Annotated in this window: 5 protein-coding genes and 1 pseudogene; 3 read left to right on the top strand and 3 right to left on the bottom strand. The window is 55.9% G+C overall.

All coding sequences use genetic code 11. The annotated features are described in order from the left end of the window. Together TRICHSKD4_RS27260 and TRICHSKD4_RS27255 are read right to left on the bottom strand one after the other, a co-directional pair. Positions 1-3,037, bottom strand: a 3,037-nt coding sequence (locus TRICHSKD4_RS27260) for a cadherin repeat domain-containing protein (RefSeq protein ID WP_009469716.1), incomplete at its 3' end; no start/stop codon positions are given. 12 nt (positions 3,038-3,049) lie between these two features. After that, positions 3,050-5,698 (bottom strand): cadherin domain-containing protein, encoded by a 2,649-nt coding sequence (locus TRICHSKD4_RS27255; protein ID WP_009469715.1) that lies wholly within the window; start codon positions 5,696-5,698, stop codon positions 3,050-3,052. A 257-nt stretch (positions 5,699-5,955) separates the two neighbouring features. Between TRICHSKD4_RS27255 and TRICHSKD4_RS27250 the strand changes: the two genes are divergently transcribed. Continuing rightward, positions 5,956-7,215 (top strand): IS66 family transposase, encoded by a 1,260-nt coding sequence (locus TRICHSKD4_RS27250; RefSeq protein ID WP_009469713.1) that lies wholly within the window; start codon positions 5,956-5,958, stop codon positions 7,213-7,215. Between the two features lie 56 nt (positions 7,216-7,271). Here TRICHSKD4_RS27250 and TRICHSKD4_RS27245 read toward each other — a convergent pair. Continuing rightward, positions 7,272-8,045 (bottom strand): annotated as a pseudogene (locus TRICHSKD4_RS27245) (IS5 family transposase); the annotation flags it as partial. Positions 8,046-8,337: 292 nt separating this feature from the next. On the opposite strand from TRICHSKD4_RS27245, the gene TRICHSKD4_RS31965 reads away from it, so the two are divergent. Next, entirely contained in the window at positions 8,338-9,069 is a 732-nt protein-coding gene (locus TRICHSKD4_RS31965; protein ID WP_009469710.1) for a DUF4158 domain-containing protein, read from the top strand. A 12-nt stretch (positions 9,070-9,081) separates the two neighbouring features. Further along, the coding region (locus tag TRICHSKD4_RS31960) for a hypothetical protein (protein ID WP_247642873.1) at positions 9,082-9,293 on the top strand (212 nt) is incomplete at its 3' end.

The following is a 9,293-nucleotide window of genomic DNA, read 5'->3' as shown; positions in this document are numbered from 1 at the left end:
CCGTCAGCCCCGATTTGGACTTATTGGGGTCACGGCCGGTAAGCGAATAAGTCACTTCGTCATTTTCGTCATCCGTTGCCTGGAACGGTGAGCCGACGTTAACGCCGCCTGGAGGCGAACCTGCAAACTGGGTCTCAGTCAGCGCAACTTGTGTCGGTGTGCCCTCTGCGAACCTTGGGGCGGTGTTCGCAATGGAAACATTTACGACAAAGTCCGTGCTGGCAGCTCGTTCGCCTTCCCCGCTGCTGGCGGTGACGGTGACCGCTAGACCAGCTTCAAGCTGTTCTAGCGTGCCGATGTATTTCAACTGCCCGGTTGCAGGATCGATCTTGAACTTGTCGCTGTCCGGTCCGCTCACCGAATAGGTGACGGGGTTGTCTTCTGCGGCTTCTTTGTCCTTTGCGCGGAACGGTGCCCCGACATTGACGCCACCTTCCGGCGCTCGCAGGACGTCACGTGCCGATATTCCAACATCGGTTGGCGTGTCGTCGGCGAATTGCGGTGCGGTGTTGCCCAGCGAAACCTTCACAACATGGTCAGTGCTTGTGGCCCTACTGCCTTCGCCGCTGCTTGCGGTCACGGCAACTGAAAGACCATCCTTGAGCTGTTCTTCCGTGCCGATGTACTTCAACTGCCCGTTGACGATGCTGAACTTGTTCGCATCTGGCCCCTTGAGCGTGAACGTAACTGTGCCGTCCACGTTTCCGTCTGCATCGGTTGCCTGGAAAGGTTGGCCGATATTGACGTTGCCCTTCCTGATATCGTCCACCGAGACGGCGACGGATGAAGGCGGATTTCCGGAAAAGGCTGGAGCTGCGTTGGAGAAGCTCACGGTTACCGGGTGAGAGGCTGTTTGCGGCGCATCATAGCCATCATGCTCCGCAACGATCGTTACATGCAGAGTTTTGCCGACATCGTCTTTTGAGCCGATGTAAACCAGCTTGCCGTCCTCGAACGTGAACTTGTCCTTATCCGGACCGGTCAAGTGGTAACTGACCGGTCCGCTCGCGTAGGATGGTTTGCTCGCCGAGAAACTGCCGTCGATGTCCGTGCTGCCATCGATATCGGCGGGGTTGATTGAGACGCTGGATGGCGCGCTGCCGAAGTCTGCCGGTGTATTGCCATAGGATTTTCTGACAGCCTCGCGAATTCCGAAGAACAGTCCGGTTCCACCGCCACCGACGACCACGACACCTCCACCGACGGCCGCCCAAGTTGGTACCTGCGTGCCAAAGATGGTGATCCCGCCAGCGCCACCGGCACCCGCTCCCAGACCTTCCAGTCCGGCACCTGCTCCCTCAAACCCTTCAAGAACACTGCTGCTGCCCTGTTCGATCAACGGGATTTCCTCAGCAGCACTTGCGGTGTTGCTGGCCGAGCTGGCGCGGCTCAAGAGGTTGCTGAAAAAGTCTTTCACGGTGCTACCCGCGCGCATCAAGCCACGCGCAGCGCGAATACCCAGTTTCCCGGCGCCGCTCCGTGACAACTGTTCCGAATTCACGATGCTTTCGAGCAGCAGCGTTGTTTCTCCTGCAAATTCAACAGGAAGCTCCTGACCGAAGGCGTTCAAGGTACCCCGGTCGTTTTCCGTTTTGAGCTGGTTCAACTGACCCTGACTGATCGGTCCACCATTGGCGACGCCGCGCGCAAAGATGGCGCCTTCGTCACCCGGGCTGTCGTCAGTGCCCAGCAAGGCGTCGAAGTGATGACCGAGTTCCTCCATCAGAACCTTGTTGATCTCATCCGGGTCCTTGAGCTTGCGGCTGATGAAGATCTGGCCACCGCCTTCTTTCGTGTAGGCGCCCTGAGTGGTGCTTCCGGCTGCGAAATTCACCGTATGCAAGGCTGCCGGCACAGGCACGTCGCCAGACGCGATCCGCTTGATCAGGTCATCAATCTGAGCTGGTTTTGCGTTCGGATAGGCCTGTTGCAGAATCTGCCGCAATTGCTGCGGATTTTCCTTGGCGAGTGTCGTCAGCGACGAAATCATGGTGTCCCATTGTTTTCGCGCGGTACTCGGCTCCGGTTTTTCTTCTGCGCCGAGTGCTTCAAACGCTTTGGAAGCTTTCGTCGACAATTCGTCCTTGATGACTTTGCCATCCGCGCCAAAGAACAGGTTTTCAGTTCCGGTCAGGTTGCCGGTTATGGTCTTGCCTTCGTTTTCAGAAACATGGCTCCAGGCCGCCTCACGTTTTTTTCCTACATAAAGCGAAACTGTCTGTGTCTGTCCGTTGCGCGGGTTGCGAACGGTAATTTCGTAAACGCCTTCTGGGACATCAGACCCTTTGGCTATGATCTGACCGGTGTTCTTGTCGACGGTCAGCTTGCTTTCGTCGCCCTTCGTAACTTCGAATTCCAGTGGTGTTCCGTCGTAGTTGAACGCGCTGACCTGCCCCAGGACCTGGCCATCGGAGGTGGTATCGCCGGCGCCCAACAGAACCGCCTGCGATCCAATTACGTCCGGCTTCCGGTCCTCTTGCGGCTTCATTTTGACAAGAACAGTAACGATCTGGAATTGGTCGCCCTGTTTGACGCGGACTTTAAGTTTGAACAGCCCAGGTATGATTGAACCGGTTGAGCTAAGTTCGCCGGTCTTCGGGTCGATCGTAAACGCACCGCCATATGTGTCGCTGACAATCTGATAGTCGATCGGACCTGACGCACTGTCTGAAGTCGACGCCTCAACCTTGCCGATGACGGCTCCACCTGCCTGATCAAAACCTTGACCTGTGAGCAATTGCTGCTTGTCGGTAGAAAGCGTCCGCCCTGAACCAACTTCAATGTTGATCGTTCGGGTTACCTTCGTTGTTCCATCAGAGACTTCGACAATGATAGAGTGGCTGCCGGCATCCGATGCCTTGAAGTCTCTCTTCGCCCTGATCGTGCCATCCGCGCCAATCTCAAAAAGAGGATCAAAGTTGTTGTCTTCGATCGAATAGGTCAGCGTCCTGCCAGTTTCTCCGCGCGCTTCGAGTTTGAACAGGCTGTCCCCGGCCGCAGCATCGGATTTTGCTTCGAAACTCCGGTCGACAACCACTTCAGAGCTTCTTCAACATTTTGGACATTGACGTGACTTGACCTTTTGTGCGTTGAAGCCGTCGGAAACGGTTATTTCAAGAACCCGCTTGCCATCCGGGCTCCGTTCAAAGTCAACGTCGCCAGAGACTTGAATATTGCCGTCCTTGTCGATGGAAAATGCGCCATCCAGGTTGCCGCCGGTGATCGCGAATTGCGGCGTTACAGTACCATCGCCGCCGTTCCTTGGTGTCAGCGTACCAACCCTTGTTCCCGAGGCCGCGTTCTCGGTGACCTGGAAATTGCTGTCGGTGTCGAACAGCGGGCTAGCCTCGTCGCCCAATTTGACCTTCCAGGCGATCTCACGGCTCGATGTGCCATCACTTACGACGACCACCACGGTCTGATAGCCACCTTCGTAGGCACCGGACCGTTTCTTGGTTATCTCACCCGTTTTCGGATCGATGGAGAAGTCGTCGCTCGGCGATTTCAGACCGAAAGTAAGTTCGTTGCCATCCAGGCTTTGGGCATCCACGCGGCCCAGCGTCGTGCCTGCCGGGGCGTCCTTTTTCGCCGATACCACACCGCCGATATTGGAGAAGAGAATGCCTTCGTTCTCGTTATTGACCGCGACGGTAAATGTACCCGTTCTGGTGTTGCCACCATTCGTGGCCGCCACAACCAGTGTGCGCGACGAGGCCTGTTCAAAATCCAAGCCCTCGGCCGTTACTTCGCCGGTTTGTGGGTCGATTTTGAATTTGCCGTCCTCGTTTCCGAAAACGATGCGGTAAGTGTAACCGGCCGTGCCGCCCGAATTTAGAACCTTAGCAGCATCGAAGGAAGCTCCGTAGGTGTTTTCGTCGACAGAAACGGCGGGGGTGGCCCCTTGGTACTTTACATCGACGTTCCGGCTGACGGTCTGGCCGTCGGCGGTTGTCGCTTCAATGACAAGCTCGCCGTGATCCCAGGCATTGCCCTCACCGGTGTAGATGAGCTGGCCTTTTTCGTTGACGTGGAAATCGTTTGTGACGGTCAGCGAGCCGTCCGGACCTTTGACCTTGATAGTGAAGGTAACGGGCTGGGGCCCAGTTTGCATCGTCACCTGGACGTCGTTGTAATCTTCGTCGCTGCTCTCGGGCGGCAGTCTTCCAGTTGCCTCCCGATTATGCACCTTGCCTTCCGGGTTCAGCTTGGGATCGTCAAAATAGGCTGCGCCTGTCGGATCAGCGGATTTAAGCTGAGTTCCGTCGGCAAGGACCGGCACCCATTCGCCGTTCTCGCCTTTGACGAACTTGACTTCCGTATGGTTCTCAACATCCGGGTTTTGGCGGCCGCCATCCGGTATGATAAAGAACCCGTACTTGTCGGGATCGAAATTTTCGAGCGCCATTTTTTGGCCGCGGGTCGTGTGCACATTGTTCCAGATAATCTTGCCGTCGACGGGATTGCCGTTTTCATCCTTGCGGTAGTACCCGTAGCTGCTTTGTTCTTCCGCTTGCTCATTGTGCGTGTTGGTGATCGTGATCTGTTGGCCGGCACCGGTTACCTGCAAACCTTCTCCGACGACCCGGCCGCCTCCCGAACTCGCTTCCTGGCCGTTAACGGTCAACTCCTGCGGACCAGACAGACTTGCATCGGATTGCTGTGTTTGCGGAAGTGTCTCCCGATATCCCAAAACGACTGTGTGGGTAACGGCGCGGGTGCCATCGGGAGAATTCGGATCTGAGATATGAACCTCAATTTTGAGTGTGCCCATGTCCCAGGGATTGCCGGTGCCGGTGTAAATCAGGCGGCCATGGCGATCGAGCGAAAAGTCGTGCGTAGTGGTCTCGGTGCCATCTGGCGCGACCAACTTGAATGAGGAATTCCCAATTCGCCAACCACCCTCAAATTCGTTGTGCTCTCCGATGATCAGGTGTCCCTCGCCCGTTCTTTGCTCTCCGGTGTGGACTCTGAAATCCTGGCCAAAGACGGTCTCATCCCGGCCAGAAGAGAACTCTACCTTGACTTCCCTGCCATCAGGCAACTTCACCGTGCCGCTGTCATCCCGATTCTTGGCTGCTGCTTTTTCTTGCTTGCTCAATCCGCCCCAAAGCGCGTCGGCGAACAGCGCACCTTCGTCCCCCTTAGAATCGCCGCCACCGAGTTCCCGATCCAGGTAATGACCGACTTCTTTGCGAATGACTTCCCTTAGCGCCTTCGGATTGTTCAGAAGCTTGCGATTGACGTAAATCGTATTCGTTTCTGCTGAATAAGCACCCTCGTTGCCACCGAGCGCTTCATCGCTGAGAACCACCACTTTCGGAGCGTTTTCTCCCTTGCCGCTTGCCCAATCTTCCAAAAGTTTGAATGCGGCCTGGCCGGTCGATTTGCCATCGCTTCCAGCCTTTTTGGAAAAGATCTGCGAAAGTTCGCCTTCACTCGTTTTCGAGCGACGGCTGCCCGCATCCCGGAGCACATTGGCCAACGCCGTTTGCGGTGTCACGAGCTGAACAACCGCCCCCCCGCCTTGCTCCATCAATGCAGACATCGCAACGTTTGAACTTGAACTCGTAAGTGCCGATTTTGAATTGCCATGCATATCTAGGACGCTTCGAAGTTTCTCTGATTTTTTTCCAATATCTTCAAGCATATTTGATTTAAACAGTGCGTCCGAACCAAAACCTTTTACGTTATCAACCATCGGGGCCTCCTCTGAGCATTTCAGCTTTATCGATACGCCCAGAGATGTTTTCAGCGAATACTCTTGGACACTTGATAGAGTGACCGAGAAACGCATTAATTAAATTGATAAAATAAACCTATTTTTTCGAGTGTGATAAAAAAATTTGATCACTAAAGCGAAATTTCGAAAGGTCCAGCAATACGTGCAGTAGATAATACTTAGTCGTAATTACCCACCCCCTTGCGCTTCGGGTTGAAGCGTGATTCACAAATGGGATGAATCGCGACGATCTTGAAAAGCTGAGCAAGGGCGAATTGGTTGAGGCGTATCTTTTGGTTCAGGCCAAGCTGCACCGTCCTGCGAAGACCTCGCGCACATCTTCGAAGCCCCCCTCTACGGATCGTAAGGAGAAGCGGGAGCAGAGCAAGCCGGGTGGCGCGAAGCCTGGGCATGAAGGGCACCATCGCAGCCTCGCCGCCGCCCCGGACCGGATCATCGATCATCGTCCTGACCTGTGCCCGGGTTGCGGCACCGCGATTGGTGCGGATGCGGCGGGAGAGGTAATCGGAGAATATGACCGGATCGACATTCCTGTGATATCGCCAGAGGTTGAGCGTCATCGCCGTCTGTCCTGCACCTGCCCGGGTTGCGGCGCGGCGGTAAAGGCCCCGGTTCCCACCGCGGCCTGCGGCTCGCCCTTTGGACCAAACATTTCGTCTCTGGCCTTCTACCTGCGGCACATCCAGCATGTCAGCTACCAACGGTTGGAGGCCCTGTTCGCGGATGTGTTCGGGCTGACGATCAGCCAAGGGGCCCTCGGCAATATCTTCCGGCGCGGCGGCGCGTACTTTTCTGCCAGAAAGGCGGACATCCTTGCTCGCCTGCGCCAAGCCGAAGCGGTGGCCAGCGATGAGACCGGGGTCCGGATCGAGGGAACGAACGCCTATCAATGGGTGTTTCGCTCCAGGGACGCCGTCCTGCATGAGATGGCGTTCAGCCGGGGCGCGCAGGTCGTGCGGGATGTAATGGGCGGCCATCGCCCCACCTTCTGGACCTCGGATCGCTACTCGGCCCAGCAGGGCCATGGCGAGCGGCATCAGACGTGCCTCGCTCATCTCGCCCGCGACGCGGCCCGGGTGCTGGAGATTGGCTGCGAACGCACCGGGCTGGCCCTGAAGCTCTGGTTTAGGGACGCCTTCGTACTAGCGCGCGGCGTTGGCTCGCTGGCCGCCTCGACCGTCGCCCGCAAGGTCCGCGATCTCGACAAACGCATTGGAGGAATCCTCGCCAGACGCACAGGATGCACGGAAACTGACGCTGTTCTGCAGAAGATCGCCAACGCTCGCGACCAGCTCCTGACCTTCGCCGCTGCCCCGCCCGGACTGGTAGACCCCACAAATAACGGCTGCGAGCGCGACCTCCGCCCGGCCGTCGTCGGCCGCAAGATAACAAACGGCGTCCGCTCCGTCATCGATACCGAAGAGCTCTATGCCATCACCCCATTCCAGGCCATACGGCAAACCCTCCAAGCCTAAACCCGCATCTACAAGAAGGGGGTGGGTAATTACACTTAGTCCGCCCTGAACAACGTCTAAGCCATTGATGTTGCGCGTGGCCGAAGCAATACGCAAATATTCGATTTGACCGGTTTGGGGATGGGGTTTGTGATCCAGAGCAGCAAAATGATCAGTGCATTGAGGATCAGACGCAGGTTATGACCGGCTGCGGCCAGCAGGGCGTTGATGGCATCGCCATTTTTGCCATTGAGGAAGTTCCGGTCAAGTCGTCCATCTGTTTTCATGTGGCCGATGGTGGCCTCGATCGCTGATCGTCGTTTCAGCTCACGCTTCATCTGTGCCGTCAGCCCGCGCTTCTGGCCGGAGATCATGACCTTGGCGTCGCCCTCATAATCATGCCCCCGATAGCCACGGTCCACATAGACACGCTCAGCTTTGGTGCCGCAGACTTTCTCAGCCTGACTGATGGTGTCATTCAAGGTGTGCCCATCATAGGGATTGCCCTCAAAAGCCCTCGCCGCAAGAACCAATCCTTCCCGATTGGTCGTGGCAATGCCAACCTTGGCCCCGAACTCGTAAGGTGTTCGCGCCTTGCCCTTGGCAATACAGGCCACTTCCGGCGCATGCATGGAATAAATCTTGTTTTTGTCCTTGGGGGTCTGGGCCAGAAGCCGCTCCACCAGTCCCAGCAGACGGGAGAACCGGTGCTCAAGACCTTCGTTGCCTGCGATCTTGCGGGAGATGTCGCGATAGACCCGGCCCAGATAGGTCTTCAGCTTTTTGAGTTCCCGGCGCATCCGCTTGAACTGTTTGGCATGGGCATAACGGCGGTGCAAAATTCGACCACGGTAGCGGCGGGATAATCCTGCTGCGGGCGGCGTAAAAGTCGTCCACCTATTTTTCTTCTGCGAAGACGGCAGGAGGGTTAGGCCCAGTGTGAGCGTCGCTGCGTAAATGGTCATGAATCGAAACATACCATGAACATTTAACGATGTGACGAGCTGCGCAGGACTGCATAGTCAATTCTCCGCTTTGGACCGCGCTGATGAAAAACATTTTTCCTCTATCGAGATTTCACACGGTGTGCATAATCCTGTTGCTTTAAATGGTATGTGATTACGGCTGGATTTGGGAAACAATATGGACCGGGGTTTAAGTGCTGAGAATTTGTCTCGCGGTTGGAGTCTCAGCTTCGATGATGTTTCCTTGATTGAAGGAATGGATGCTCGGTCCCGTTTGGTATTTGCTGCACAATTAAAGTACTACCAGCAAACAGGTCAATTTCCCGAAAGTATTGATGATCTGCCGAATGAAGCAATATGTTATTTGGGCCAACAAGTTGATGCCGATGTGTCGCATCTCTCTGACTATGACTACACAAGCCGTACCAATCGTCGCAACAGACAACAGATATTGCGGTACCTGGAGGTGCGACGGATGTCGGCTGTGGATCGCCAAGAGCTCATACAATGGCTAACATCGGAGGTTTGCCCTTCAGGAGAAACCGTCGAAGGGATGATGGAACGCTCCTGTCTGTGGTGTTGGGATAAGAAGCTGCAAAGTCCCCCTAGCGGAGAGCTGGCGCGTCTGACAAGGTCGGCACGGCGAACTTTCGAAGTTCAGTTATTTGAACGCATTTCAAATAGCCTGTTACCGTCCTCGATCCGCAGAATGGAAACGTCTCTTTCCCCGAGTACCACCGAGTCAGGCTTTGATAGCCTCACGTCGGACCCTGGCTCTCCATGCTTGGAGAATGTACTAGTTTCGGTCGAACGGCTGACGTTCATTCGAGACTTGCAGCTTCCTGCCTGGATCATGGAGTGCGGAAACACAACACTTCTTTCGGAGTTCCGGCGGCGTGTCGGACACTAAACCGGCCGGGACATGCGCCGCCACCCGCGGGACCGCCGTTTCGGGCTCTATGCCATCTATCTGGCGCATCGCGAGAGGGAAGTAACCGACGGTCTGATCGATTTATTGATTGAGGTGGTGCACAAGTTCTCAATTCGGGCGGAGCGCAGGATTGAGGCTGCTCTCGCAAAGGATTTCGAAAAAGTCCATGGAAAGAACCGTTTATTGGCACGCATGCCGAGGCA

The sequence above is a fragment of the Roseibium sp. TrichSKD4 genome, from assembly GCF_000148725.1.
GTDB lineage: Bacteria > Pseudomonadota > Alphaproteobacteria > Rhizobiales > Stappiaceae > Roseibium.
Note: the sequence above shows the minus strand (reverse complement) of the source record. Positions and strands in the feature narration are given on the sequence as shown.

Excerpts from the sequence above, each read along its gene's own strand:
- TRICHSKD4_RS27255 (WP_009469715.1), bottom strand. The coding sequence starts at position 5,698 with ATGGTTGATAACGTAAAAGGTTTTGGTTCGGACGCACTGTTTAAATCA.
- TRICHSKD4_RS27250 (WP_009469713.1), top strand. The coding sequence starts at position 5,956 with ATGAATCGCGACGATCTTGAAAAGCTGAGCAAGGGCGAATTGGTTGAG.
- TRICHSKD4_RS31965 (WP_009469710.1), top strand. The coding sequence starts at position 8,338 with ATGGACCGGGGTTTAAGTGCTGAGAATTTGTCTCGCGGTTGGAGTCTC.